The organism is Nostoc sp. UCD121 (assembly GCF_014222285.1).
Classification (GTDB): Bacteria; Cyanobacteriota; Cyanobacteriia; order Cyanobacteriales; family Nostocaceae; genus Nostoc.
In genome coordinates this window covers 1-1,461 of record NZ_JACKZS010000456.1, presented here as the reverse complement: position 1 = coordinate 1,461, position 1,461 = coordinate 1, and the positions used below count along the sequence as shown (strand labels likewise).

The 1,461-nt window shown below is 45.0% G+C and carries 1 protein-coding gene; it reads left to right on the top strand.

Features of this window, described 5'->3' with window-relative positions; all coding sequences use genetic code 11:
* Positions 1 to 1,191 (top strand): ATP-binding protein (locus GNF10_RS36820; RefSeq protein WP_185607487.1); only part of this gene is annotated, 1,191 nt, incomplete at its 5' end.
* Positions 1,192 to 1,461 lie beyond the last annotated feature (270 nt).

Genomic DNA, 1,461 nt, shown 5'->3' with positions numbered 1-1,461 from the left:
GCCCACACGGAAATTGAAGTTACCCAAATGGAGGCAACTGATGCCATTTTTGAGGCGCAAACGGCGGGGATGACCGAGCAACAGAAGGCAGATTACATTAAGCAGCTACGTGAGATGAAAACCCCTTATCTGCAAGGGAGTCAGACTTTAGCGGGGACGATTGACCCGAACGACAAGGTTACTGGATCTGAGCCAGGAGCGATTGCACCACAGGACAATAAAACGGCATGGGTGCAAAACCTAATTAAACAAACTGCCCTTATCTGGGGCAACCAAGGGGGCGGTAAATCTTGGCTAGCCCGTTATGTAATCCAACTCAAAAAACAAGCCGGCTACCGTGTGATTGTCCTTGACCCCGACTCGAACCGTAGTGAATGGCGAGGAGTTGAAAGTTACCACTCCTGGGATGATATTGAACAGCAGATCCGCGATTACGTTCAAGAATTAGAATCACGGTTAAAAACCTTTAATAATTCATCATTGAGTGAGTCGCAATGGCGGCAGAAACTTTGGGCATCAGGTAAAGCTTTATCCCTAATTTGTGAGGAGGCCACCACATACGGCGACTTCATTAAAGATGCAGAACTGTTAGACAAATTCGGCAAGCTGGCACTAACCAAAAGCCGTAAACAAGAGATGCCCATTACTGTCGTAGCTCATAACAACACCCAGACGTGTTTATTCGGGATTAAGGGATTACATAATCTTGTTTCTAAGATGCTCCAAGTTGAATGTTTGGCGGAAGTAGATTCAGTTACACTACAGCCTTCATCAACGGGGAAAGCTAAGGTAAAACTCGACAGTTCTAACGAATGGCTTGATGTTAATCTGCCCAAAATGACAGCAAAAATATCTGACTTTAGCGACGCTCTCCCAGCAGAATCTAACCCCAATCCCCCTATCGACAAAGCCACTTTAGAGCGGATTTATGAACTGGAATTCAATCTTGGTAACAAAGCAGGTGACACCCAATCTGAACCTAATAAATTGTCACCCCAGGCGCAAAAGCTGTATGAATATCTCACCAGAACTGAACGAATTGAAGCTGATGTAAGAGAGTTCAAAGGCAACTTTAAAGTGAACGGTGAGAGATTTAGTGTTGAGCAAATCAAGGGCTGGATGTATGAAATTGTGGGGGCAGGATTGGCGGACTGGATAGCCGAGGGTGTTATCAAGCTCAATCAAATTTAGCCGCTTTGGTGTCCGCGTGTCTGCTCCCAAAAACCCCCTTTTTTCGCGGACATCGGACACTAGACACCACAGACACTAAAGCTTGAAAGCCTTGTATAGCATAGACACCAGCAGACACCACACCAGACACCGCCCAGACACCAAGTGTCTTAAGCGTGTCCGCTAGACACCAATAATAAATCAGTCAATAAATAGCCATTTATTATTAGAGGATTATCAACATCATGCTGAAAATAGTAATTGTTGAACCAGAAACATTCACTCTCTTAG